The sequence below is a fragment of the Bacillus sp. FSL K6-2944 genome (genome assembly GCF_038005385.1).
Classification (GTDB): domain Bacteria; phylum Bacillota; class Bacilli; order Bacillales; family Bacillaceae_G; genus Bacillus_A; species Bacillus_A cereus.
Genome location: NZ_JBBOTE010000001.1, coordinates 71,166 through 97,260 on the forward strand (window position 1 = coordinate 71,166; position 26,095 = coordinate 97,260).

Here is a 26,095-nt window from a genome sequence, read left to right on the forward strand (position 1 = left end):
TTGGGCAGATATTCTGCCCAAGGAACAAGCTAGAAACCTTCATTGTTACTTTTTAGTTGCTGTAAACTTCAATTTCTTGTTTATCTTGACGGAAGTTATACTTCACATCCAAAGCATGTGCAACAATTAGCTCTTGCTCAGCTTTGTGAGCGAATGGATCGCCGCCAGATGGACTAGAGCGATCAGGACGTCCAATGTAGCCTGTTTTCACTTTATCTCCAGCAAGTTCGAACAGAATTGGAGCCATGTAATGCCATGCGCCCATATTACGAGGTTCTTCTTGAACCCAAATGATTTCTTCTAAGTTTTTAAAGCGTTTAATAATAGATTGAACTTTCTCAGCAGGGAATGGGTACAATTGCTCAATACGAACGACATGAACTTCGTCTAAGTTGTACTCATGTTTACCCGACTCGATTTCTGCTGCTAAGTCAATCGCCATTTTACCTGTGCTTAAAACAAGACGTTTTACTTTATTTGGTTTCATGCCAAGGTTTTCTTGTTCTAAAGCAGGTTGGAAACGTCCTTCGCTTAACTGACTAGCAGTTGAAAGCGTAAGTGGGTGACGTAATAAACTCTTCGGCGTCATCAATACTAATGGTCGAACAGCTTCTGTTCCTAAGATAGATGCTTGACGACGCAGGATATGGAAGTATTGAGCCGCGCTCGTTAAGTTTGCAACTGTCCAGTTATTCTCAGCAGCTAACTGTAAGAAACGCTCTGGACGTGCACTAGAGTGCTCTGGTCCTTGACCTTCATAACCGTGTGGTAATAGAAGAACTAAGCCAGATTTTTGACCCCATTTTGCTCTTCCAGCTGAAACATATTGATCAAATAATGCTTGCGCAGTATTTGAGAAGTCACCATATTGCGCTTCCCACATAACAAGAGTTTCTGGAGCGAATACGTTATAACCATATTCGTAACCAACAACAGCAGCCTCTGATAACGGACTGTTATGAACAGAGAACGATGCATTAATGTTTGGTAAGCGATGTAACGGTGAATATGTTTCATTTGTATCAGTATCGTGTAATACGATATGACGGTGTGCGAATGTACCACGCTGTGAATCTTGACCAGTTAAACGAATTGGCGTACCTTCTTGTAAAATAGAAGCGAATGCTAACGATTCAGCAAGTGCCCATTCAATTTTACCGTTCTCTTCAAGAGCATCTTTACGGCGCTCAAGAATTTTCTTCACTTTCGGATATACGTTAAATCCTTCTGGCCAAGATAGTAGACCTTCATTAATTGCACGAAGTGAGTCAATCTCAACACCAGTATCAATTGGTTGAATACCTTTTGCAACAACATCTGGTACTTTAACGTGAATTGTTGCGTCGCTCGTATCAGCTGGTGGTACTTGTGCATAGTCGGATTTTAATTGCTCTTGTGTAAACTGTGTAATTGTTTCAACCTCATCTGCATTTAGAACACCAGCAGCTTGTAATTGATCTGCATAAATTGCCCTTACAGTTGGATGGTTTTTAATTTTTTTGTACACTTGTGGTTGCGTAACTGCTGGATCATCCATTTCGTTATGACCGTAGCGGCGGTAACCAATTAAATCGATTAAGAAATCTTTTTTGAACAACATGCGATATTGAATCGCAAGGTTAGCAGCTGCAAGACAAGCTTCCGGATCATCAGCGTTCACGTGAACAATCGGAATATCGAAACCTTTTGCAAGGTCACTAGAATATTTCGTAGAACGAGAATCATAGCTATCAGTCGTAAAACCAACTGCATTGTTTGCGATAACATGAATCGTTCCGCCTGTTTGATACGCGTTCAATCTGCTTAAGTTGAGTGTCTCAGATACAATACCTTGACCAGGGAATGCAGCATCACCATGAACTAAAATTACGAATGATTTTGAAGTATCTTGATCTGGAAGACCAGATTTTTTACGATTCTCTTGAGCAGCACGTGCGAAACCTTCTACTACAGGATTCACGAACTCAAGATGACTCGGGTTATTTGCTAATGTCACGCGAGTGCTAACTTCTTCGTTACTAACGACTTGTTCTCTACCTAGGTGGTATTTCACATCGCCAGTCCAGCCAGAATTAGCCACTGCGCCTTCTATTTTTGCATGTTTGAACTCAGCAAACATGTGGCTATATGGTTTTTCTAATACGTGAGCAAGTACGCTTAGGCGACCGCGGTGAGCCATACCAATCATGACATCCTCAACGCCGTTTTTAGCACCTTCTAGAACAATTTCATCTAAAACAGGTACAAGCATATCAACGCCCTCGATAGAGAAACGTTTTTGCCCAACGAATGTTTTATGCAAGAATTGCTCGAAACCTTCAACAGCTGTTAAACGTTTTAAAAGAGCAGTTCGTTTTTTATTTGATAGTGGTTGACGCAATGAATTTGATTCCACCATTTGATGCAACCACGCGCGTTCTTCACTATCTTGTATATGAGAAAATTCATAAGCTAAAGATTTTGTATAAACGTCTTTTAATCTATGAATTACATCAAGTGCAGTGTGAATACCTTCTGGTGCATCTGGCCATACTGTTTTCGCTGGAATCGCTTTCAAGTCAGCATCGCTCAGTTCGCTCATTGCTTTCTCAAGAAGAGATTGTCCATTTGCAGCATCTTCCATCGGGTTGATGTGAGCCAACGTGTGCCCGAAAGAACGAATCTGCTCAACTAGTTGAACGACTTTAAGAATTTTTTCAATGTTACCTGTGTTTTGAGGAGAAAAATGTGTTGCTGTGTTGTCCCCTGTTACGACATCATCTTGAAACGAAGGAGCTCCAAAAATTTCAAAAAGCTCTTGTAATTCCGGATCAACAGAACCTGCTCCAGTTACGTAAAGATCATACTGTTCAATAACATAACCAAGGTTCGGACCGTGGAACTTGGCCCAAGGGTTTGTCGTTGTATTCTTCCTCGTCATTTGTTTAAACCTCCCAATGCATATAATCCTTTTCCATACAAAGGTGCATTTTGCTCTTTTTCAATAAGTAATGAATCAATAATCAATGTAAATGTTTTCTTTACTCTTATGTTATTACAATAATTTACATAATACCAAACACTATTACTTATCTGTTTTGTAAAAAAACATTCACAATAACTTATCACCCAAGTTAATCTTTCATGTTATAAAGTAATTTTACAGAAAAATGGGGTGGATATATTTGGTATGCCTATACTAATAGCTATAATTGTTGCATTTAAATATAGGTATAATAGTTAGAATGTTTCGATAAAATCAGTTTGAATTATGTATATTGAAATAATAAGCGCTTTCATAGATATTATACAACAATATAACGGAATATAGTATAAAAAATAAAAAATTATGAATTTATCGTAAACTTTATTTAGATAGTGTTAAATATTGAAAGGAAAGTGAAGGATTTCTACAAAAAAAGTTGCTAAACATAAAAAATGCTCCATAAACAGTTAGTTTCTATAAATATGACGAAAAACACCGTAAAACAAATAACGTATTTCGTGAAATAAAGAAATAAATGAAATATTTTAAAAGGATAAAACAAATATGGAGATATTAAATTTTAAAAAAAGAAGTGAGGAGATATAGTAACAGTTATTTACAGTGTTCCGTGTTTCGCTTCAAAATAGACGTGCTGAAATTGAAAAAAGTTTCTTCTATATTATTGAATATACTTATGGCACTTACAATGAGTACCGTCTTTATCTCATTTGTTGTTTTGGCAAAAAGATATTAAGATGGAAGAGAGAAAGGAAGATTAACATATGCAAATGATGTATGCTTTTGGCATTGGGCTTGTATTATTTTTAGCAGTATTCTTATTTATTCGTAAAGACGTTCAAGGCGGGACGTTAACGAAACGAGGATTTTATAAAATGATCGGCTGTTTAGTTGTTATGTTTATAGCGATTATTGTAATGATCGTTTTAATAAGTCAGTCACTATAGAATGTAAAAACGGAACCTTACTTCGGTAAGGTTTTTCTTTATTGTTCAACCTAAAAATTACCACTAAATCCATTTACTACAAATGACTTATATTATATAATCCAATGAAATGATAGATAAGGAGTGTAGTATATGAATAAAAAAACTATCTTCTATTTATTAACTTGTCTACTACTTGTAGCTAGTACTACTTATATAATATGTAACAAAAGAGAACAAGTGCCACCTATATTAGTATGGGACAAACAAGAATACTATGTTACGAATGAACCAGCCAAAGTAAAAGAAGTTGGGCAAAAACTTGGCGAAGTAACAAAGAAAATTAAAACAAGTAGAAAACCTACTAAAAATAGAGAATCTAATACATTACAAGAGAAAACAGAAGTATTTACAATGATTGAGGAAGAAAAAAGTGATTACCCGCCTTTAATCATAAAGGAAGCTTATAGTGATGAATATAGGGTAGTGAGGCCGATGTTGAAGCAAGTATTGTGATGAAAAGGGGATTCATATGCAGACAGTAATTTCGTATCCGTGGGTGTTAAGAAAAATATTTGTCTTTTTCCTCCTATCGGTGCTGTTTACATTTTGATGAATAGAGGAGCGATACAAAAGAGAGATTTTATATTTATTATTTGCTGCTATGAATATATCACTTTGGTTATTGCTTATGATTTTTGATTGGAGTATGTGGATGGTAGTAGGGCATTATTTGTTTGGAGCAGTTGTTATTGTTTTTTCGAATATGAATAAGAGCTAAGCCAGCAACCTTAAAGTTGCTGGTTTTTATTTTGCTATTTATAATGAAGAAACAAATTTTTAATAGAGAGTAGTGGGCGTTATGAGATGGAAAGAGGGAACGTTTGAAAAAATAGACACGAATAACTCATCTGTTGAGCAACTTATAAACACGTTTAAGGAACAAAACTTAATTGGTGGAGCAATAATAAGCTGTTTTAAAGTGCATAACGAAAATTTTTTAAAGAAATACCACATTCGAAAGATGGACATGAGCACTTCTTTAGAAGAATCTTCAACTCTTTAGATATAATCAATAACTTAGAAGAGTTAAAAATACATACATCAGACAAATATAAGTTTCGTTTTAAAGAGCAGCTGGCAGTTATGCTTGATGGTAGCATTGCTGCGCAAATTTTGTGGGGCGGAGCATATGAAGGGTTTAAGGAACGACCAGTTATCGCAAAACAATTAGCAGTCAATGTATGTCAATATATGTTCCAAAATCGATACGAAGATATTAAAGTGTTCGAAAGCTATCGCCCTTGGACAGATTGGTTTTACGATGTTGCGTGGGATGTTACTTGGATGGTGTTAGATAGTAGGGAACAGAAAATGTGGTTCATTTGTGCTACGGATACAGATTGATAGAAGAGGGACCTTGTAGGAATGCTGCAAAGCCCTTTATCTTTTGGGAATTAATAGAAAACGAATCATATAAATGCTATACTAAAAAATGTTTGTAATGTCAGTTTCATAATATTGTATGATGCTGACTTACTAGAAAAGATAAGAGGAGAATGAGCGTGCAAAAGATAAAGAGATTATTGCTATTAATGATGGTAGTAGGATTAACAGCAGGTGTTTTAGCAGGGTGTGCAAATCCGAAAGATACTACAGAAGAATTTTTAACAGCGATACAAAAAGGTGATGTAGAAAAGGCTCGTACATTTGTTGAGAGTGACAAGGAATTTAATAAGCTAAATGAAAAAACAGATGATGCTGAGGCAAAAGCAATGCTAAGTGCAATTACAAAGAACTTTAAATTTGAAAAGCTAGAAGAAGTATCGAAAAAGGATGACAAAGCAGAAGTGAAAGTGAAAATTACATCTGCTGATCTATCCGTTGCTGTAACAAAAGCAGTGGGAGAAGTTATGCCAATGGCCTTCGCTAGCGCATTTAGTGAAGACAAAGAACAATCTGAAAAAGCAATCGAAAAAACAATGACCTCAACTATCATCAAAAACTTAACGGATAAAGATGCAGCAATGGCAACTCGCGAAGTTACATTGAACTTAAAGAAAGACAAAGATGGCGACTATAAAATCGTTGCTGACGATAACTTGAAAGAAGTATTGTTTGCAAATGCGAAATCTTTGGAGAAGATGTTTGGTGGGAAGTAATTGAATTAGATAAAAAAGAGACACTATATCACGTAGAAGGTTGATATGGTGTCTCTTTTTTATATGACCCCGGAGAGGCTCGAACTCACGACCTCCACCCTGTCAAGGTGGCGCTCTCCCTGCTGAGCTACGGGATCCCAACTATAAATGTTACCATCAGCAATGTGTTTTCATTTCATTCGTGTAATCGGAGGATTTGTATAATCTGTTGAATATTGTAACATTTGATGTATTCCTATAATAGCAACAAACTTTAGTAGTGTAAAGATGTAATTTTCTGAATATTATCATTCCAATTTTTATATAAAAAAATAAGCTCCGAAGAGCTTATTTTAATAATAATATTACCGCAATTATTAATGATATTATCAAAAATACAATCATAAATAATGGAGCTTGTTCATGAATTATCTTCCTGTAAGTGTCATTGAAGCTGTATAAATTGTATCTACAGAACCGTCAACATTTTTAATTTCAACTTTGTAACGATATTCCCCGTTTTCTGAAAGTTGTCCACCCCAACCAGTTGTATTGTAAAATTCTTCGTTTGTTCCAGCTGGTAATTCGGAGCCGAAATTGAAGTCAGTTTCATAGTAACCCCAGCCACTTGCCCATTTCTTTTCAATAGTTACACGATAGCGCACATCTTCAGCTCTATCATTTGTGATTTTTGCAATCATATTTTGGCCGTAGCTGTACTCTGTAGCGTGTACTTGAACTGTAACACCGTTCAACGTTTCGCTAGGACCACAAATATAACGACAGAACTCGCTTACTCCGTCAGCATGTGCTTTTGGTGTTTCAATGTTCATAACCGTTAAACCCCCTAAAGCTAAAGCTCCTGTTAATAATACTTTACTAAATGCCTTCACTTGAAATTCCCCCTAAGTATATTCTCAATTCGTTCGATAGGCGTCACATTAAATAGTTTTATAAGATTAATCTAATCGAACACTTTTTTCCTCGAGTGCATTCGCTATGAATCTTTCATCTTGTAGTAATCTAATCCCTACATAAAATTTCATAGTTTTGATTTCATATATGTATCATGATTTACATAGAACAAATCTGTTAATACGTTTTGGTTATTTGCTTATCCCACTACTCTTTATTACCTTTTATTGGTAAAACGTTGGTTTTATTATATACCATTATTATCTATTTACAAGAGAAAACAATACTGTATGCAAAAATGCATAATAAAAAACACTACTTGTATTCTGAATTACAGAATACAAGTAGTGTTGGGTTTCAATTAATATTTAATTGGAACCTAATGCTAATTTTTTATGTTTAACAGTATACATATATCACTGTTTTTTTAGTCATAATTGATAAAATTTGTTCAGGGGACGCTCTTCCTGTTGAGCTATGGGATCTTTAAAAGGGAAAGTATAAGCGATTATGAGAGTAATGTATGAAGGGATAATGATGAGAAGCGAATTTAGTAGAAAGTAGTCTTTGGATGTAGAGGTTATATTATTTCCGATACCAATCCAAAGGACCTTCATCACTCAAATCAACAAGAAAAGGGAACAAGAAGTGTAAATGTAAGCTTATAAGTTCTGGCATAGCGTTCACTGTTTTCTTTGATAGATATTGCCTCCCAAAACAATACGGACAATCTTTTTCAAATGTCACGAGTATTGACCATACATCTTTTACTTTCCACTTCGTTTTACAATACGTACAACGCGCCATTGAGTTCCTCCTCAGTTTAAGGTGTTTTCTAATATATTCTACTTTATTGTACGAAAGTCATTTGAATTTGATGTGGTAAAATGCAAAACAAGCCTAACCTCGTTCTACATTCAGGGAGGGGTTAAGCTTGTTTTAATTCCGTTCAAAGTCTCTTTGTATCAGGCTGTTTATACATTGCCTAGATAGCTTCGTGTTAAATTCGGGAGAATAATTTTTCCATCTTTACTGTATTTTTCGAATAGCTCTGATAGGAGAAAAATAAAATTTTTATACTGTTCGTCATTTTCTTTCGGAGCATAAGATGCTGATAAATTCCTTCCCAAAAACCCTTCATAATCAAAAAGTAAATCATTTTGATATTCTTTAAAATCATACTTTCCATCTTTAAAAAAGTTGTTAAATACTTCTGGAGTTTCATCTATTCCACCGCTAAAGCCTTTAAAGTTTGGACAGGTTTTCTGGCAAATTTCTGCATTCTCTTTAATAAGTGGACTAGTTAAATCTCTACTATTCCAAACAAGTGCAACATTTGCTTTTTGTTTTAAAATTCGTTGGCATTCGATTTTGAAAGCCTCTTTATCAAACCAATGAAATGCTTGGGCAACAGTTACTAAATCTACACTATTTTCTTTTAAAGTGGTATGTTCAGCAGTTGCTTTTATGGATTGAAAACGAGAATATAGTTTTAACGATTGCTCAGCGATCTTCCTCATATCATCATTTGGTTCAACTCCAATAACATGTAAACCACTTTCAAGCAGCTGGTGGCTAAATATCCCCGTACCTGAACCAATATCAGCCACAATCCGATTCCCTTTCAGTTGGTTAGCTGAAAGCAAGTAATCAATATATTCATTAGGATAACTAGGGCGATATTTTGCATATATATCGGCCCTGTCAGTAAAATTTTCTGTTGTTTTCACAGTACTACCTTCTTTCTTACGATATGATGTACAGAAATAGAAATTAAATATGAATTCAGGCATCAGTCTTTAAGTCTACAACTTAAGAATCCAGCTAAATAGAGGGCCTCAGTTTCTTTATTCAAATATCCTTTATCCGTTTAGTATACTATTTTAGATAATATCTTCCAAAAGACTAGAATGGCTTACTCAATTATGTTTTAAAGTGTATATTTTTAGGGATTTATTTAATAATTTATGAGCGATTGTATGTCGTATTACGTTTACGTAGGTAAGAGATTTTTATTTTTGCTATTTAAATTGGCCAATATATCCTTTTTACAATTTACTGAAAATCATGTATAACAGAGATACATGATTATTTTATCTCGCTATTTGCGGGCAGTAAGATCCCTTACCTCGAAATTCAGCAAAAGTAAAGAAGTTAGGTTCGGGTCGGAATGCCCGTAAAAGTCCGATTCGTGAGGGTTGATGAAAGTTTCACTTTATAAATATTCAGAAGTAGAGGGAGAAAAGTTGTAATGGTAAGAAAAACGTTCAAGATGCGCGTGTCTAAAAATAGAACGATTTCGATTAATGGATCGATTCTTGATGTGGATGTTACACATGATGAATTTTTACAAGAGTTTGTTGAGTGGGTTGATTCTAAAGGTTGGTCGTTTATGGGAATAACAGATGAGATTACGCCCGAGGAAGCTAGTCAAAAGTTAATAGATTCGTTGATTGATGAGAAGGATAAGAAAGAGTAATTCCTTCTTATTTTTATTGTATATTTATGTTCTTTATCGTAAAAGTATGATATAGTAAAAAATAGTGAAATTTCTTCCAATATAATACAAATTACATATGATTGGTAGATTTATTATTTTGTTAAGGAGTAAATGGAAAAGGGAGAGTCATATGGTAAATTTTAAGAAAATTTTGGTTTTTATTACAGTTATTTGTTCGTTTTTTTTGACGCCCATAACATTGCGTGCTGAGACGAATATTGGAGTAAATCCAGAACAAGTTGCACCACCACCTGCGGAAGGACCGAATGTTTTTAGTCAGTTTGCAACGACAATTGATGCGAAAACAGGAGATGTTTTGTATGATAAAAACGCATATCACCGAGCATATCCTGCTAGTACGACGAAGGTGTTAACAGCGATTTTACTCATGGAGCATACAAAGCCAGAGGATCAATTTACATTTTCACAATTAGCATTAGATCAAGAGAAGAGTAATTATCAAATTGAGTTTCAACCTGGAGAGACAATTAATAGAAATACTGCGCTTATGATTTTAATGGTGCTGAGTGCGAATGATGTGTCGTATGCGATTGCGGAGCGGATTGGCGGGAGTGTTGAGAATTTCGCTAATATGATGAATGAGAAAGCGAAGCAATTAGGGGCGAAAGATAGCCACTTTGTAACACCGAATGGATTACATGATCCGAACCATTATACGACGCCGTATGATATGGCTATGATTACGAAGGGTGTGCAAAAGTATCCTGAAATTTTACAAGCGATGAATACGAAAAGAACGACAGTTACGACGTCTATGCAGACGGTGTCTATTTTTAATAAATCTAATTTTTTTGAAAATCCATATAGCATTGGCGGTAAAACAGGGTTTACGAATGAAGCGCGTAATACACTTGTTTTATTAAATGAGAAAGATGGAAATCGTATTATAAGCGTAGTAATGGCTTCTCAAAGACCTGAAATTTATGAAGATTTGAAGCAGATGGCGGAATATTCTTTCGGTCAATTTACGAAGCAAATGGTGCTTGATAAACATAATTGGCATCAAAAAACAACATATTTAAATAAAGATGTTAATTCTGAGTTGGAACAAAGTGCAGAGCTTATGCTTAAGAAAGATGAAGGGAAAAATGTGAAAACTATTTTCCGGGCGGCTTCATTAGATAAAGAATCTTTATATCATAAAGGAATACATCGTGGTGAGGTAGTTGGTGCAGTTGATATTACGAAAAATAATCAAACAATTGCGACGGTAAATGTTCTTTCAACAGAAGATGTCACTTTTGCGATGCCTAAAAAAGATACAACTATGCCTGAAGTAAAAGACTCAAATATGAAAGTAATAAGTGTTGGGATAGGTGCGATTGTATTATTTGGAGCAATTTTATATGTAGTGTTGCGCCGAAATACAAAAGGAATGAAATCAGAAGGTAAATAAATTACTAATAAAAAGACTGTGTAAAATTTTGGCACAGTCTTTTTTATATATCTTAAATAACTAATAATTGTAAATTTTCTTATTGCAATAACTTAAAGTTCGTTATATCATTTACTTGTGTTCTTGTTAAAGAACACAATGGATATTGCATACTTCAAATAATATAAAACAACGGAGAGGGAGAGAGACGATGAAATTAATATGGAAGATAATTAGCAACGCGATCTCATTTGTTTTATTTGCATTGATGGTTTTTTTAGCTTTTGTAGTTATTTCTTCAAAAGCAAGCGGTGGTGATCCGACAGTGATGGGATATCAATTTAAGAGCGTTCTTTCAGGATCAATGGAGCCGACGTTTTTAACAGGATCAATCATTGCAATAGAACCAAACAAAGATGGTTCTAAATATCAAAAAGGTGATGTTATTACCTTTAAAGAGAAAGATCAAAAAATTATCACTCACCGTATTATCGGTGTGAAAGATACAAATGGAAAAGTAATGTATGAAACAAAAGGGGATAACAACAACGGACCAGATTTAGAGCCAGTACTTGCAGAAAATGTAGTTGGAAAGTATGCAGATATTACAGTTCCGTATGTTGGTTATTTACTGAATTATGCGAATTCAAAAGCGGGAGCAGCATTGCTTCTTATTATTCCAGGAGTCTTTTTGCTTGGTTATTCCGCTATTTCTATTTTTGGTGCTATTCGTAGCATTGACGGAGAAAAGAAAGATAAAAAAGTAGAACAATCCGTCTAGTTCGTTTGGTTATACTTTCCGTTTAGGAAGTTAACAAATATATATTAAGGGGATATGGACATGACTTTAAAGAAAAAATTAGGAATGGGTATTACATCAGCAGTATTAGGAGCAGCTTTAGTTGGTGGAGGAACATTTGCATTTTTCAGTGATAAAGAAGTGTCAAACAATACATTTGCGGCTGGAACACTGGATTTAGCATTAAATCCATCAACAGTTGTTAACGTATCGAATTTAAAACCTGGGGATACAATTGAAAAAGAATTTAAACTAGAAAATAAAGGTTCTTTAGATATTAAAAAGGTTCTACTGAAAACAGATTATAATGTAGAAGATGTAAAGAAAGATAATAAAGATGATTTTGGTAAACATATTAAAGTAACATTCTTAAAAAATGTAGATAAGCATGAGACAATTGTGAAACAAACTACTTTAGATAAATTAAAAGGTGACACACTTACAGCTGTAGATAATGATTTATCGGCTTGGTTCTGGGATGAAAAAGGTATTTCAGCAGGTAAATCTGATAAATTCAAAGTGAAATTTGAGTTTGTTGATAATGGAAAAGATCAAAATCAATTCCAAGGCGATAAGTTACAATTAAATTGGACGTTTGATGCACAACAAACAGCAGGTGAAGAAAGATAATAATAAAAAGGGCTATCACATGGATAGCCCTTTTTCTATTTTTCTAGTATTTGTCTATCAATTTTAATAGTTCTTTACTATAATATAGATAATGTTCTGTATAAAGAACGCAATGTTCGATGGGAGAGATTAAGATGCTGAAAAGACCGCGTAATTTTAAAAAGATGCTTATATTGCCGTGTATGTGTTCTATTACGTTTTATTTAGGATCTCAAATTATGACGCATACAGAAGCGGCGTTCATTCATGAAACGAAAGTAGAAGCGACGCTTTCTACAGCAATTATATTTCCGAAAACAGTTAATACGTTAAAAGAGCAATCTGAGAAACATAAACAGTTTATTGAGCGTGAGTATGGAACGATGAAGGGGAAATTGAAAGCAACTTCTATTGAAGAAATAAAACAGGCGATTTCTGTATGGCAACAAGGGCGTGAGAAAATTGTTGCTGAGAAGGAAGCTCTGCAAAATGTATATACTGAAATAGAAGCTCCTTACAATCAAATACAAGAAGAATTAAAGGTAAATAAAGATGAGTCGATGCAGCAAGTGTCCGTATATGTAAATGAAGGCTTTCGCAGTATCAAAGAGAAGCGTGACTATATTGAGAAAGAAATTAGCTTGAAAGCTATTGATGAGCAAATTCAGGCTCTTCAGCAACAATTAAACGTTGCAATTGAAGCGGAAGGACAAAAGAAAGTAGAAGAACAAAAGAAAGCAGAGGAACAGAAGAAAGTAGAAGAACAAAAGAAAGCAGAGGAACAGAAGAAAGTAGAAGAACAAAAGAAAGCAGAGGAACAAAAGAAAGCCGAAGAACAAAAGAAAGTAGAAGAACAGAAGAAAGCCGAAGAACAAAAGAAAGTAGAAGAACAGAAAAAAGTAGAAGAGCAAAAGAAAGTGGAAGAACAGAAAAAGCTAGAAGAGCAGAAGAAAGCGGAGTAACTGCTTTAGTGAAACAGCCAGAAAACAAGAATGTGGTGTAAGAGAGAGTGAACGAATAAGCAAGACTAGTAATATTTATACGAGTGTGAGGGAACGTTAGCCCTCACCTCTTTGTTTTTCTTTTTTCTTATAGTATTAAATGATTTGAGTGTGAAAAAAGTTATAAATTATCATTATTTTTCTGAAAAGTCTAAAAAATATTGAGAAATAAAAATAACTGAAAATATTAATAAATATGTGTTGTGTTTATATAGAGTTGTTCGTTATAATGAACATAAGGTTTTTAAAAAAGAACGCATATTAGCTAAGCTAATATAGTTTTCTTTACATCTCTTATTGAAAAATAAGTGATAAAAATATAAAAAAAAGCTAGGGGGAATTGATTGTGAGTCTGAAAAAGAAATTAGGTATGGGAGTTGCATCAGCAGCATTGGGGTTAGCTTTAATTGGTGGAGGAACATTTGCATTCTTTAGCGATAAAGAAGTATCAAACAATACATTTGCAGCTGGGACGTTAGACCTTACATTAAACCCTAAGACGCTTGTAGATATTAAAGATTTAAAACCAGGGGATTCTGTTAAGAAAGAGTTCTTATTACAAAACAGCGGTTCGTTAACTATTAAAGACGTTAAATTAGCAACAAAGTATACTGTTAAAGATGCAAAAGGTGATAATGCTGGTGAAGACTTTGGTAAGCACGTTAAAGTAAAATTCCTTTGGAACTGGGATAAACAAAGTGAGCCTGTATATGAAACAACTTTAGCAGACTTACAAAAAGTTGATCCAGATCTTTTAGCTAAAGATATCTTTGCTCCTGAGTGGGGAGAAAAGGGTGGATTAGCAGCTGGTACAGAGGATTATCTATGGGTACAATTTGAATTCGTAGATGATGGAAAAGACCAAAATATCTTCCAAGGTGATACATTGAATTTAGAATGGACATTCAATGCCAACCAAGAAGCTGGGGAAGAAAAATAATAAAAAAGCGGGTATTCCCGCTTTTTTTTATAAAGAAAAAGAAGTGCTGGTTGTAAGCACTTCTTTCTATTATTATTTTTGATTTTGCTTCCACTTTGTAAATTCAAGAAATTCACGAAATTGTTCTTTGGAGACACCAGAGTTCATTGCATCTTTAACGAGTTGTGTCCATTCGGAGTCTAGGTTAGTTTCCTTTGTTGTTTCATCATGAAGTAAAGTATCAACTGGAATTTGTAGAACTGCTGCGATCTTTTCAAGAAACTGAATGGAAGGGTTTTTTTGTAAATTTCGTTCTATAGAACTAATGTAAGATTTAGCAACGCCAGCTTTTTCGGCAAGTTCAGTTAATGAAATCCCTTTTTGTAAACGAAGGCGTTTTATACGTTCTCCAATCATATTTGCGCACCTTTCTATCAATATGTAGTTGTCTTATGATGTCATTATTATAACATAAACTTCGTTAAAAAGAACAAACCTATTGAGCCTGACTGGATGGCTTCATACGTTGGAAAAATTGCTCGATGTCTTGCATGGCGATACCAGCATCTAGAGCTTCAAGTATTAAATCAATCCATTCTTGATCCAGTGCGTCTGTCTTATCTTTGTACAAATGTAATTCCTCCCTAATTATCGGTCATAATTGCTGCTACAGAATACATGATAATGCAATCGGATTTTGTGTTTTATATAGTGAATTATCAAATATTGTGTAGATGAAACAAAGATAAAATCCCCATTAAACTCCCTCTATGGAAATTATAAATTGTTCGATAAAAACTTTCAATATTTTCAGAAAACATTGTTGAATTGTGATATATTCGTATACTAACTATGAAATTTTTACAAATATATTAAAAATATTACATAATATGACTAAATATTGAAAAAATATTGAATTTTTAATAAAATTCAATTTGTAATACATATTATTTATTAGGGGAGGAAATAAGGGATGAACAAGAAACCGTTCAAAGTTTTGTCATCAATCGCTTTAACAGCTGTATTAGGCCTTTCATTCGGAGCTGGTACTCAATCTGCATATGCTGAAACGCCTGCGAATAAAACAGCTACGAGCCCAGTTGATGATCACTTAATTCCGGAAGAACGTTTAGCAGATGCGCTAAAAAAACGTGGGGTAATTGATTCATCAGCTTCAGAGAAAGAAACAAAGAAAGCTGTCGAAAAGTATGTAGAGAACAAAAAGGGTGAAAATCCTGGGAAAGAAGTACCAAATGGGGATCAACTTACGAAAGAAGCATCTGATTTTTTAAAGAAAGTGAAAGATGCGAAAGCAGACACGAAAGAAAAATTAGATAACCCTGCAACAGGAACACCTGCAGCGACAGGCCCAGTTAAAGGCGGTCTAAATGGTAAAGTACCAACTTCTCCAGCGAAACAAAAAGACTATAACGGTGATGTACGTAAAGATAAAGTACTCGTTTTACTTGTAGAGTACGCTGACTTTAAACATAATAATATCGACAAAGAGCCTGGATATATGTATTCTAACGATTTTAATAAAGAACATTATGAAAAAATGTTATTCGGCAACGAGCCGTTTACATTAGATGATGGAAGTAAAATTGAAACGTTTAAACAATATTACGAAGAGCAATCTGGTGGTAGTTACACAGTGGACGGAACAGTTACAAAATGGTTAACAGTTCCTGGTAAAGCTGCTGATTACGGTGCAGATGCTGCTAGCGGCGGTCATGATAATAAAGGACCAAAAGGCCCACGTGATTTAGTAAAAGATGCATTAAAAGCAGCTGTAGATAGCGGTCTTGATCTATCAGAGTTTGATCAATTTGATCAATATGATGTAAATGGTGATGGAAATAAAAATCAACCGGATGGTTTAATTGATCACTTAATGATTATTCATGCAGGTGTTGGACAAGAAGCAGGTGGTGGTAAATTAGGTGATGATGCAATTTGGTCACATCGCTGGACAGTTGGACCAAAACCATTCGCAATTGAAGGTACACAAGCGAAAGTTCCATATTGGGGTGGAAAGATGGCAGCGTTCGACTACACAATTGAACCAGAAGATGGAGCAGTTGGTGTATTCGCGCATGAATATGGTCATGATTTAGGTTTACCAGATGAGTATGATACACAATATAGCGGTGCTGGTGAGCCAATTCAAGCTTGGTCTATCATGAGTGGCGGAAGCTGGGCTGGTAAAATTGCAGGTACAACACCAACGAGCTTATCACCACAAAATAAAGAGTTTTTCCAAAAAACAATCGGTGGTAACTGGGCAAATATCGTAGAAGTAGATTACGAGAAATTAAATAAAGGTATCGGCCTAGCAACATATTTAGACCAAAGTGTTACGAAATCTAACCGTCCAGGTATGATTCGTGTTAACTTACCAGACAAAGATATAAAAACAATTGAGCCGGCATTCGGAAAACAGTATTACTACAGCACAAAAGGTGATGATCTTCATACGAAGATGGAAACACCACTGTTCGATTTAACAAATGCAACGACTGCAAAATTTGACTTCAAATCATTATATGAAATTGAAGCAGAGTATGATTTCCTTGAAGTACACGCTGTAACGGAAGATGGTCAACAAACGTTAATTGAAAGACTTGGTGAGAAAGCAAATAGTGGAAATGCAGATTCGACAAATGGAAAATGGATTGACAAATCATATGATTTAAGCCAGTTCAAAGGTAAGAAAGTAAAATTAACATTTGATTACATTACTGATGGTGGTTTAGCATTAAATGGTTTCTTACTTGATAATGCTTCATTAACAGTAGATGATAAAGTAGTATTCTCTGATGACGCAGAAGGTACGCCACAATTCAAATTAGATGGTTTTGCTGTTTCTAACGGAACAGAGAAGAAAAGCCATAACTACTATGTTGAGTGGAGAAACTATGCTGGTTCAGATAACGCGTTAAAATTTGCACGTGGTCCAGTATATAACGCTGGTATGGTTGTATGGTATGCAGATTCAGCTTACACAGATAACTGGGTAGGTGTACATCCAGGACACGGTTTCCTAGGTGTAGTTGATTCTCATCCAGAAGCAATTGTAGGAACTTTAAATGGTAAACCGACAGTGGAAAGTAGTACGCGATTCCAAATCGCAGATGCGGCGTTCTCATTCGATAAAACGCCAGCTTGGAAAGTTGTATCTCCAACGCGTGGAACGTATACGTATGATGGTTTAGCAGGTGTACCGAAGTTTGATGATTCTAAAACGTATATTAATCAACAGATTCCAGATGCAGGACGTATTTTACCGAAGCTTGGTCTGAAGTTTGAAGTAGTAGGACAAGCTGATGATAATTCTGCAGGTGCTGTTCGTTTATATCGTTAATACTGTAAAACTACCGAGAGATTTTCTTTCGGTAGTTTTTTTGTGAGCAATGAATTTTATATAGCTGAAAAAGTCATATATAATGTAACCTTAAGAATAGAAATTTGTTATATATGAAGTCTATATAAATAATGAAAGAATTGGATAAAAATAGTGGGAGAAGGTGAGTGAATGAGTATTTCCTCTATTGTAAGTAGGCAAAAGGAATATTTTTTAAAAGGGCATACGAGAAGCATCGAAATGCGAAAGAATAATTTGAAGAAGCTTTATGAAGGCATTCAGCATTTTGAAGAAGAAATATTTCAGGCATTGAAATTAGATTTAAATAAGTCAGTTCACGAGTCGTTTACAACGGAAGTTGGATATGTATTAAAAGAAATTTCCTTTCAATTGAAACATATGTCATCGTGGAGTAAACCGAAACGAGTTCGAACAGCACTTACTCATTTTGGATCAAAAGGAAAAGTAGTGCCAGAACCGTATGGTGTGACACTTATTATTGCACCGTGGAACTATCCTTTTCAATTAGCAATTGCACCACTTGTAGGAGCACTGGCAGCTGGAAATACAATCGTTTTAAAGCCGTCAGAGTTAACACCAAGCGTTTCAAAAGTGCTTAAGAGAATGTTAGATGAATTATTCCCAGAAGAGCTTGTAGCGGTAGTAGAAGGTGGCGTTGAAGAGAGTACATCTTTGCTGAGGGAACCATTTGATTATATTTTCTTTACTGGTAGTGTTGGCGTTGGAAAAGTTGTAATGGAAGCAGCAGCGAAACAGTTGACGCCGCTCACTTTAGAACTTGGCGGGAAAAGTCCTTGTATTGTACATAAAGATGCAAAGATAGAGATGACAGCAAGAAGAATTGTTTGGGGTAAGTTTTTAAATGCAGGGCAGACGTGTGTAGCGCCTGATTATATGTATGTGCATTCTTCCGTGAAAGAAAAGCTAATTGAGGCACTGCGACATGAAATTATAGAGCAGTATAGTAAAGAACCTTTGCAAAATGAAAATTATGTGCGTATTGTAAGTGAGCGTCATTTCGAAAGATTATGTGGATTTTTACAAGATGGTCAAGTCGTAATTGGTGGAAACTATAAGAAAGATACATTACATATTGAACCGACAGTACTAGCGAATATTACATGGAAAGATACTGTTATGGAAGACGAAATTTTTGGTCCGATTTTACCAATCATAGAGTACGACAACATAGAAGATGTAATTGGCACAATCCAGCAACATCCGAAGCCGTTAGCGTTATATGTATTTTCTGAAGATAAAGAAGTACAAAAGAAAGTGACGAGTAATATTTCATATGGTGGAGGCTGTATTAATGATGTTGTCTATCATCTTGCCACGCCATATTTACCTTTTGGGGGTGTTGGAAGTAGTGGATTAGGGGGTTATCATGGGAAAGAAAGTTTTCGGACTTTTTCACATTATAAAAGCATTTTAGCCCAATCTACAGCATTCGACATGAAAATTCGTTACTCTTCTACAAAAAGTGCTTTAAAATTCATACGAAAGTTGTTAAAATGATGATGGTGTTTATCAGTAGGCGTAGCCGTATGATAATAGCCCCTTCGCAATGGAAGGGGTTTTTCTGTTCGACGTTATGTATCATGCGAAAATGAATCAAACATACTACATAAAGAATAGAAACGAACGCTTGTTAAATAACCATTTTTGTTTGGATCGAAACAAAAAATAGTCTATAGAACATAAATATTTATTCATGAATATAAAAATTTAAAATTTAAGGTAGATAGGACGGGAAAATGAAAAAGATTATTAAAGTTGAAGCAGTTGAAAAACATTTTGGAAATCAAGTGATTATCCCACCTCTTTCTTTAGATATTAAAGAGGGAGAGTTTTTAACAATTTTAGGGCCGAGTGGCTGCGGGAAAACGACTTTACTTCGTATGATCGCAGGATTTGAAACTCCAACTAAAGGGAATCTTTTATTAGATGATGAAAGAATTAACGATTTGCCGCCATATAAGCGTCATATGAACCTAGTGTTCCAACATTACGCACTATTCCCACATATGACAGTAGAGAAGAATATTTGTTTTGGTATGAAAATGCAGAAAGTATCAGCAGCAGAGCAGAAAGAGCGTGCTGAAGAGGCAATGCGTTTAACGCAGTTACTTGAGTTCCGTAATCGTAAACCTGCGAAGCTTTCTGGTGGACAACAGCAGCGTGTTGCAATTGCAAGAGCGATTGTAAATAATCCGCGTGTATTACTATTAGATGAGCCACTTGGAGCGCTTGACTTTAAGTTACGAAAAGACTTGCAACGTGAATTGAAAAACTTACAACGTAATTTAGGAATTACGTTCATATACGTAACGCACGATCAAGAAGAAGCAATGAGCATGAGCGATCGTATTGTCGTTATGAATAAAGGACATATCGAACAAATCGGAACGCCGAAAGAAATTTATAATAAGCCGAAAACATTGTTCGTTGCGACATTCATCGGTGAAAATAATATTGTGAAGAACGGGGAAGGCTATGTAGCAATTCGCCCTGAAAATGTAAAAGTACGTTCGGTTGAAGAACCAATTTTAAAAGAATACCATCTTGGACATATTGAAGATATTGAGTTTGTCGGAAATATGGAGAAGCTTTATGTACGTGATGAGAAAACATCAGAATTACTAATGGCATATCAAACTGCTGAAGAGGCAGCGCAGTGGAGCATTGGAGATAATGTATATGTAGGCTGGGAGCAAGAGGACGAGGTGACCTTAAATTGAAAAAAGGGAAATTACTCGCACTACCTACAGTCGCGTGGCTGCTAATTTTCTTCCTAATCCCGCTCGTATTCGTATTAGGATTCGCCTTCATGCAGCGCGGAGCTTACGGGACAGTAGAAATGCAATTTACGCTGGAGAATATATCCCGTGTATTTGATCCATTGTACTTAGGAACGTTATGGGAAACTGTTAAGATCGCAGTTATTACAACAGTAATATGTTTATTAATTGGTTATCCGTTTGCGTATACAATTACAATTGTTGACCGCAAATACCGCTCTATTCTTTTATTATTGGCAACGATCCCGTTTTGGATTAACTTTCTTGTTCGTTCATACGCATGGATTGTTATTTTACGTTCACAAGGTCTTGTGAATACGTTGTTATTAAAGCTTGGCATTATTAGTGAACCGTTAAATTTATTATATAATACTCCTTCTGTAATACTCGGAATGGTCTATTCTTTATTACCATTTATGATTTTACCAGTGTATGCAGCAATTGAGCAGCTGGATAAGCGTAAGCTAGAAGCGGCTTATGATTTAGGAGCAACACCAATAAAGGCATTTTGGAATATAACAGTGCCGATGACGATGTCAGGAATTGCGACTGGTTCTATTTTAGTATTCGTTTCTTCTATCGGAATGTTTGTTGTATCAGACGTGATGGGCGGATCGAAAGTAGCATTAATCGGAAACGTTATTCAAAATCAATTCTTAGGTGCACGTGACTGGCCGTTTGGATCTGCGTTATCGATTATCGTTGTTCTATTCTCTGTTCTGTTAATTTACTTATATTATCGTGCAACGAAAGTATATAAATATAATGAGAACGGAGGGGAATAGGCAAAGATGAAGAAGTTTTTAGTTTCTTATTCTTGGTTAATTTTGTTATTCTTGTATTTTCCAATGATGGTTTTAATGGTCTATTCTTTCAACGACTCTCGCATTAATGCGGAGTGGGAAGGTTTTACATTCCATTGGTATACAGATTTATTTCAAAAACAAGATGTTATTGATGCATTTGTAAATAGTATTACGATTGCAGTTATAACAACGATTGTGACAACGGTACTTGGTGTATTCTTTGCAATTGCTTTACATCGTTATAAATATCGTTTCGAAGGGGCTATTAATGGCCTTGTATATTTACCAATTTTAATTCCTGATATTTTAATGGGATTATCTTTACTAATTCTTTTCAGTCAGTTAGGAATGGAACTTGGACAAACAACGATTATTATTGCACATATTACATTTAGCATTTCGTTTGTTGTTGTTATTTTAGCTGCGCGTCTTTCAAGTATGGGACGTGACTTAGAAGAAGCTGCAAATGATCTAGGAGCAACGCCTTGGCAAACGTTTCGTTATGTAACGTTCCCAGCAATTGCACCGGGAGTTATTTCGGCAGCATTATTAACATTCACATTATCAATTGATGATTTTGTAATTAGTTTCTTCGTATCAGGACCAGGATCAACAACATTGCCACTATACATTTACAGTATGGTTAAGCGCGGAGTATCACCAGAAATTAATGCTCTTTCTACAATTTTAATTGTTGCTATCGTAGGATTAATGGTTCTATCTGAAATCTTCCGGAACAAAGGTGCAGATGGTGAAGAAAACTCTGGAGGACACCTTCCTTTATAATACGAACGATATAGAAAGTACAAGGGGGTAATAAACCGATGAAATTAATGAAAAGAATAGCTGGCGCAGCAATTAGCTTTAGCCTTGTTGCTGGTGTGCTTGCTGGTTGTGGTGAAAAGAAAGAAGAATTAAATATTTATAGTTGGGCTGACAATTTTGATGAGCAAGTGCTAAAAGATTTTGAAAAGAAGTATAATGTGAAAATTAACTATGACAAGTACGCAAGTAATGAAGAAATGCTTGCGAAATTACAAGCTGGTGGCGCAAAGTATGACTTAATTCAGCCGTCGGATTACATGGTTAAAACAATGGCGAAAATGGACTTATTAGCGCCGTTAGATAAAAAGAATATCCCGAATATCGAAAATATGGTTTCTAATTTTAAAACACCTGCGTTTGATCCAGAGAATAAATATTCTTTAGTGTACACTTGGGGTGTAACAGGGATTGCATACAATAAAAAGTATGTGAAAGAAGCACCTACAAGCTGGGCGGACTTATGGAATGAGAAATATAAAGGACATGTAACGTTACTGAACGATTCTCGTGAAGTATTAGGAGTGGGTCTTAAGAAGCACGGGTTCTCAAACAGTACGAAAGACGATGCACAATTAAAGACAGCAGCAGATGATTTAAAGAAGCTGCTTCCAAACTTATTAGCATTTGATACAGATAACATTAAACAAAAATTCATTACAGAAGATGCTTGGATCGGAACAGTTTGGTCTGGAGATGCAGCATTTATCGCAAAAGATAATAAAGATGTAGAATATGTTGTACCAAAAGAAGGCGGCACAATTTGGGCTGATACGTTAGCAATTCCAAAAGGTGCAAAACATAAAGAGCTTGCTGAGAAATTTATGAACTACTTACTAGATGAAAAAGTAAGTGTGAAAAACTACGAGTCAATTGGTTACAGTAATCCAAATGAAAAAGCTCATCCTCTTCATAGTAAAGAATACCGTGATAATCACATGATTTTCTTAACGAAAGAAGAGTTAGATCGTACAGAATGGCTTGTTGATGTAGACGATAAGTTAAAAGACTATGATCGTTACTGGACAGAGCTAAAAACAAAAGGTAAATAAGCAAGGAAATGCGGTTTCTAAAGTAGAAATCGCATTTTTTCATAGTAGGAGGAAATCGTTTGAAGAAGAAGTTACATCAGTATGAGGTAATGTGTATCGGTTTGTTATTTGCTGTATTTGGTATTGTTGCTTGGCGCGTACATGCAGGTGGCGTTACAGTGATGGATACATATGTCCGTGGATTAGTAAGAGGGCTACAAACGGAAAGTTCTCTTACATTTTTCTCGTACTTTACAAAATTGGGATCAGCAATTGGGATAGTCGCTACGCTCGTTATAAGTTTGCTTGTTTTTTGGAAGAAGCGTTATTATGCTGCGATGATTGTATATCCAATGGGAATTTTAGTAACACATCTTGTGAATAAAGGGATAAAAGAGATTGTAAAGAGAGAACGTCCGTCATTAAATGAAGCGCTAGATGCACTTGGATATAGTTTTCCTAGTGGACATGCAATGCTATCAATTATGACATTTGGATTTCTTACTTATATCATTGCTGCTAATTTGAAAAGCGTAGCTGGGAAATGTGTCACAACGATTTTGATGGGTATAGTAATTCTATCGATTGGATTAAGTAGAGTCATTTTAAATGTACATTACCCAACTGATATTTTAGCTGGTTACTGCGTAGGTGGTATTTTGTTAATTATCGCGATTTACTACCATCGTTTACTTACTGAGAGATTAGGGCTTAATAAAGAGAGATAGAAAAACGTCTGGAAAAACTATTATTATAGTTTTTCCAGACGTTTTTTGTTTATATCAAGATGTGATACAGTATAAGTGACAATTGAATTATGTAAAGTAGGTGAAAATGTGTGAAGACAAATGTACATAAAGTTGATAAGTGGGGGAAGTTAGGAGCCTTTTTGTATCAGTTTCGTTATACAGTAATTGTAGCGTTACTGTTGCTCGCAATCGCACTTGGGATTTTTGCTCCAAAGTTACCGGGAGTATTAGGTGGTGACGGTTTCCAAACCGAAGGCGACTATCAAAAAACGAAAGAAATTTTAGATAAAGATTTTAAGAAGTCTCAAGATACGCTGCTGCTCGTTTTTGAGAAAAATAAAGATGCTTCGCATGAGGAATTTAAAAAGCGAATAAATGAAATTGTAAAGAATGTTCAAGAGAAAGAGAACTATGAATCTTTCCATCACCCAATCCAAAATAAAGAAATGCTACAAGATGACATCGGCTATGCGACAATTTTATTTTCGGGGAAAACAAATAAGGAACGAATGAAAAAGACATTACAATTTGCTGATGAGATTGAGAAAGAAAGTAATATAGCATTAAAAGTAACACCTACAGGGTTTCCGAAAATTAATAAAGAGATTAATGAAAGAACGCAAAATGATTTAAAAGTAGCAGAGATGATTGGATTACCAATTGCGTTTCTTGTATTACTATTTTCGTTTGGTAGTCTTTTGGCATCAATTTTACCGATTTTGAATGGGGCGCTTAGTGTTATTAGTACGATGGGTATATTGTATTTCATCGGTGTTGATAAAGAACTATCTATTTTCGTGTTAAACGTTGCACCGATGATTGGACTTGCATTATCTATTGATTTTGCGCTATTATTTGTGAACCGTTTTCGAGAGGAAGTTGCTAAACGAACGGTAAAAGAAGCGATAGCAATTACATATCAAACGGCAGGACGTGCGATTGTATTTTCAGGATTATGCGTATTTGTTGGGTTATCCGGTTTGTTTTTCTTTAAGATAGATTATATTCAATCTGTCGCGATTAGCGGAATGATTGTTGTCATTATGAGTATTTTATTCTCACTCACACTTCTTCCAGCACTATTATCGTTAATCGGTAAAAGAATATTAAAAAAGAATCAAGTAGCACATACGCCGGCAAAAGCATGGCGTAAATTTGCAAAATTTGTGATGAAACATCCAATTGCAATGATTATTGTTGTTACAACATTTATTGTTATTTGCTTATTACCGTTACGTACAGCTAATTTGCAGTTCCCTGGTGTTGAAGCTTTACCTGAAAAGAGTGATACAAGGATTGCATATGAAAAGTATGAAGAAGCATTTAATGAAACTGTCAAAACACACGCTGATGTTACGTTAGTTGTAGAGACGGAAAAAGATATGAAAGAAAAAGAAAGTCTACAAAAGATAGAAGAAGTCGTTCAAAAGTTAAAAGGTGATAAGAAAGTACATGAAGTAAGAAGTTTATACGACGGGTTAACTGGAATGAAAGCAGATCAAGTTGTTGGAATGTTGCAGTCGCCAGAATCAGCGAAACTAACTCCTGTATTTGAAGCATACACGCAAGGGAATAAGACGACGATAGAAATATTTTTGAAAACAAAACCACGTACAGAGACTGCAAAACAGTGGGTACGTGACTTTAAAAAGAACTATAAAGAAACGGATGTTACGTATTATCTAGGCGGAATGACGACGTTTCAACAAGAATTAGAAGATGAAATTAAAGATAAAGTTGTAATTGGTATGTCTGTTATATTTGGATCGACCTTTGTTATATTATTATTTGCATTCCGATCTATACTCATTCCAATTAAGGCAATTGTTATGAATATACTTAGTTTAAGTGCAACCATTGGAATTGTTGTTTGGTTATTTGAAGGTGGTCATTTCGGTTTAGAAGCAAGTCCGGTTCTGTTTGTCTTACCAATCTTCATTTTTGGCCTCGTATTTGGGCTTAGTATGGATTATGAAGTATTTCTTATTTCACGTATTCATGAGCTCTATGAAGAAACAGGAGATAACGATCAAGCAACGTTAGAAGGGCTCGTTTCAACAAGTAGAATCATTACATCAGCTGCTTTAATAATGATTGTTGTAACTGGTGCATTCGCATTTACTGATATTTTACCAGTAAAGCAGATGGGTCTTGGCGTTGCATTAGCAATATTTCTTGATGCAACAATTATTCGTCTTATGCTCGTACCAAGCTTAATGAAGTTATTTGGAGACTGGAACTGGTGGTTACCATTTCGAAAAAAACGAGAAAAATCATCGTAAAAAATGCTCATCAATATGATGAGCATTTTT

The 26,095-nt window shown here is 35.2% G+C and carries 23 protein-coding genes, 1 tRNA gene and 3 pseudogenes; 20 read left to right on the top strand and 7 right to left on the bottom strand.

Going from position 1 to position 26,095, the window contains the following annotated elements; translation table 11 throughout:
* Nucleotides 1-52: 52 nt before the first annotated feature.
* Complete coding sequence (odhA, locus tag MHH55_RS00355) at nucleotides 53-2,920, bottom strand: 2-oxoglutarate dehydrogenase E1 component (protein ID WP_000197157.1); 2,868 nt, start codon at nucleotides 2,918-2,920, stop codon at nucleotides 53-55.
* A 721-nt stretch (nucleotides 2,921-3,641) separates the two neighbouring features.
* On the opposite strand from odhA, the pseudogene MHH55_RS36355 reads away from it, so the two are divergent.
* The 6 genes and pseudogenes from MHH55_RS36355 to MHH55_RS00380 form a co-directional block, all read left to right on the top strand.
* Nucleotides 3,642-3,719: pseudogene (locus tag MHH55_RS36355) on the top strand (permease); the annotation flags it as partial.
* Between the two features lie 28 nt (nucleotides 3,720-3,747).
* Nucleotides 3,748-3,930: a DUF3976 domain-containing protein gene (locus MHH55_RS00360; protein ID WP_001178302.1), complete on the top strand. Its 183-nt coding sequence runs from the start codon at nucleotides 3,748-3,750 to the stop codon at nucleotides 3,928-3,930.
* A 132-nt stretch (nucleotides 3,931-4,062) separates the two neighbouring features.
* Nucleotides 4,063-4,425: a hypothetical protein gene (locus tag MHH55_RS00365; protein WP_001036584.1), complete on the top strand. Its 363-nt coding sequence runs from the start codon at nucleotides 4,063-4,065 to the stop codon at nucleotides 4,423-4,425.
* 16 nt (nucleotides 4,426-4,441) lie between these two features.
* Nucleotides 4,442-4,690: pseudogene (locus tag MHH55_RS00370) on the top strand (hypothetical protein).
* Nucleotides 4,691-4,771: 81 nt separating this feature from the next.
* Nucleotides 4,772-5,316 (top strand): annotated as a pseudogene (locus MHH55_RS00375) (hypothetical protein).
* 158 nt (nucleotides 5,317-5,474) lie between these two features.
* On the top strand, nucleotides 5,475-6,071 hold the full coding sequence (locus tag MHH55_RS00380) for a DUF4878 domain-containing protein (RefSeq protein ID WP_001169495.1): 597 nt from the start codon (nucleotides 5,475-5,477) through the stop codon (nucleotides 6,069-6,071).
* A 64-nt stretch (nucleotides 6,072-6,135) separates the two neighbouring features.
* On the opposite strand, the gene MHH55_RS00385 is transcribed toward MHH55_RS00380, so the two are convergent.
* The 4 genes from MHH55_RS00385 to MHH55_RS00400 all read right to left on the bottom strand — a co-directional run bounded on the left by MHH55_RS00385 (nucleotide 6,136) and on the right by MHH55_RS00400 (nucleotide 8,695).
* A tRNA-Val gene (locus MHH55_RS00385) sits at nucleotides 6,136-6,208 on the bottom strand.
* A gap of 270 nt (nucleotides 6,209-6,478) precedes the next feature.
* Nucleotides 6,479-6,943 carry a hypothetical protein gene (locus tag MHH55_RS00390; protein WP_017657920.1) on the bottom strand — a complete coding sequence of 155 codons (465 nt, stop codon included), beginning with the start codon at nucleotides 6,941-6,943 and terminating at the stop codon, nucleotides 6,479-6,481.
* A 607-nt stretch (nucleotides 6,944-7,550) separates the two neighbouring features.
* Complete coding sequence (locus MHH55_RS00395) at nucleotides 7,551-7,772, bottom strand: hypothetical protein (protein WP_000090220.1); 222 nt, start codon at nucleotides 7,770-7,772, stop codon at nucleotides 7,551-7,553.
* A gap of 167 nt (nucleotides 7,773-7,939) precedes the next feature.
* Nucleotides 7,940-8,695 (bottom strand): class I SAM-dependent methyltransferase, encoded by a 756-nt coding sequence (locus MHH55_RS00400; RefSeq protein WP_017657919.1) that lies wholly within the window; start codon nucleotides 8,693-8,695, stop codon nucleotides 7,940-7,942.
* Nucleotides 8,696-9,216: 521 nt separating this feature from the next.
* Here MHH55_RS00400 and MHH55_RS00405 point away from each other — a divergent pair.
* The 6 genes from MHH55_RS00405 to calY all read left to right on the top strand — a co-directional run bounded on the left by MHH55_RS00405 (nucleotide 9,217) and on the right by calY (nucleotide 14,210).
* Nucleotides 9,217-9,444, top strand: coding sequence for a hypothetical protein (locus MHH55_RS00405; protein WP_000251856.1), 228 nt, complete (start codon nucleotides 9,217-9,219; stop codon nucleotides 9,442-9,444).
* A gap of 151 nt (nucleotides 9,445-9,595) precedes the next feature.
* Nucleotides 9,596-10,882, top strand: coding sequence for a D-alanyl-D-alanine carboxypeptidase family protein (locus tag MHH55_RS00410; protein ID WP_048538165.1), 1,287 nt, complete (start codon nucleotides 9,596-9,598; stop codon nucleotides 10,880-10,882).
* Nucleotides 10,883-11,072: 190 nt separating this feature from the next.
* Nucleotides 11,073-11,642, top strand: coding sequence for a signal peptidase I SipW (sipW, locus tag MHH55_RS00415; protein WP_000767792.1), 570 nt, complete (start codon nucleotides 11,073-11,075; stop codon nucleotides 11,640-11,642).
* Between the two features lie 60 nt (nucleotides 11,643-11,702).
* On the top strand, nucleotides 11,703-12,290 hold the full coding sequence (locus tag MHH55_RS00420; RefSeq protein ID WP_000172852.1) for a CalY family protein: 588 nt from the start codon (nucleotides 11,703-11,705) through the stop codon (nucleotides 12,288-12,290).
* A 134-nt stretch (nucleotides 12,291-12,424) separates the two neighbouring features.
* Complete coding sequence (locus MHH55_RS00425) at nucleotides 12,425-13,231, top strand: DUF4047 domain-containing protein (protein WP_139362402.1); 807 nt, start codon at nucleotides 12,425-12,427, stop codon at nucleotides 13,229-13,231.
* Between the two features lie 385 nt (nucleotides 13,232-13,616).
* Nucleotides 13,617-14,210, top strand: coding sequence for a biofilm matrix protein CalY (calY, locus tag MHH55_RS00430; protein ID WP_000053713.1), 594 nt, complete (start codon nucleotides 13,617-13,619; stop codon nucleotides 14,208-14,210).
* A 72-nt stretch (nucleotides 14,211-14,282) separates the two neighbouring features.
* Here calY and MHH55_RS00435 read toward each other — a convergent pair whose 3' ends face one another.
* A complete protein-coding gene (locus MHH55_RS00435; RefSeq protein WP_000578885.1) occupies nucleotides 14,283-14,606 on the bottom strand; it encodes a helix-turn-helix domain-containing protein in 324 nt (107 codons plus the stop codon).
* 79 nt (nucleotides 14,607-14,685) lie between these two features.
* Nucleotides 14,686-14,820 carry an anti-repressor SinI family protein gene (locus MHH55_RS00440; RefSeq protein ID WP_000276219.1) on the bottom strand — a complete coding sequence of 45 codons (135 nt, stop codon included), beginning with the start codon at nucleotides 14,818-14,820 and terminating at the stop codon, nucleotides 14,686-14,688.
* Between the two features lie 342 nt (nucleotides 14,821-15,162).
* Between MHH55_RS00440 and inhA1 the strand changes: the two genes are divergently transcribed.
* The 8 genes from inhA1 (at nucleotide 15,163) to MHH55_RS00480 (ending at nucleotide 26,065) form a co-directional block, all read left to right on the top strand.
* Nucleotides 15,163-17,553 carry a M6 family metalloprotease immune inhibitor InhA1 gene (inhA1, locus tag MHH55_RS00445; RefSeq protein WP_001035936.1) on the top strand — a complete coding sequence of 797 codons (2,391 nt, stop codon included), beginning with the start codon at nucleotides 15,163-15,165 and terminating at the stop codon, nucleotides 17,551-17,553.
* Between the two features lie 171 nt (nucleotides 17,554-17,724).
* On the top strand, nucleotides 17,725-19,092 hold the full coding sequence (locus tag MHH55_RS00450) for an aldehyde dehydrogenase (RefSeq protein WP_017657917.1): 1,368 nt from the start codon (nucleotides 17,725-17,727) through the stop codon (nucleotides 19,090-19,092).
* A 239-nt stretch (nucleotides 19,093-19,331) separates the two neighbouring features.
* Entirely contained in the window at nucleotides 19,332-20,315 is a 984-nt protein-coding gene (potA, locus tag MHH55_RS00455) for a spermidine/putrescine ABC transporter ATP-binding protein PotA (RefSeq protein ID WP_000720333.1), read from the top strand.
* Nucleotides 20,312-21,160 (top strand): spermidine/putrescine ABC transporter permease PotB, encoded by an 849-nt coding sequence (potB, locus tag MHH55_RS00460; protein ID WP_000715500.1) that lies wholly within the window; start codon nucleotides 20,312-20,314, stop codon nucleotides 21,158-21,160. Before potA ends, potB begins: the two co-directional genes overlap by 4 nt.
* Nucleotides 21,161-21,166: 6 nt before the next feature.
* Entirely contained in the window at nucleotides 21,167-21,967 is an 801-nt protein-coding gene (gene potC, locus MHH55_RS00465) for a spermidine/putrescine ABC transporter permease PotC (protein ID WP_000714192.1), read from the top strand.
* A 38-nt stretch (nucleotides 21,968-22,005) separates the two neighbouring features.
* A complete protein-coding gene (gene potD / locus MHH55_RS00470; protein WP_000772485.1) occupies nucleotides 22,006-23,055 on the top strand; it encodes a spermidine/putrescine ABC transporter substrate-binding protein PotD in 1,050 nt (349 codons plus the stop codon).
* Between the two features lie 59 nt (nucleotides 23,056-23,114).
* Entirely contained in the window at nucleotides 23,115-23,762 is a 648-nt protein-coding gene (locus tag MHH55_RS00475) for a phosphatase PAP2 family protein (RefSeq protein WP_000727797.1), read from the top strand.
* A gap of 110 nt (nucleotides 23,763-23,872) precedes the next feature.
* Nucleotides 23,873-26,065, top strand: a complete 2,193-nt coding sequence (locus MHH55_RS00480) for an MMPL family transporter (RefSeq protein ID WP_000856412.1) — start codon at nucleotides 23,873-23,875, stop codon at nucleotides 26,063-26,065.
* Nucleotides 26,066-26,095: the final 30 nt, after the last annotated feature.